Consider the following 221-nt stretch of genomic DNA (forward strand, 5'->3'; position numbering starts at 1 on the left):
TGAGGTCGTCCAGGGTGGGGAAGCGGCCGTCGCGTCCCAGATCGAACAGGAGCAGGCCCGGCCCGATAGCGGCGCGCATCGTTTCCAGGCGTTCTGCGGTCCCGTTATCGGTGGCCTGAAGCAGGCGGTTGAGCGCTGCGCCGACGCGTATGTAGGTATTGAGGGCGTCCCGCTGTTCCCGGGGCAGTCGTGTGTGGGCGTGCGGGTTGCGGTGGGGGTCG

Annotated in this window: 1 protein-coding gene; it reads right to left on the reverse strand. The window is 68.8% G+C overall.

All coding sequences use genetic code 11. The features are described from left to right. Positions 1-221, reverse strand: a 221-nt coding sequence (locus ACFHWE_RS23890) for a hypothetical protein (protein WP_416604130.1), incomplete at both ends; no start/stop codon positions are given.

The sequence above is a fragment of the Nocardiopsis sp. LOL_012 genome, assembly GCF_048060475.1.
GTDB lineage: Bacteria > Actinomycetota > Actinomycetes > Streptosporangiales > Streptosporangiaceae > Nocardiopsis.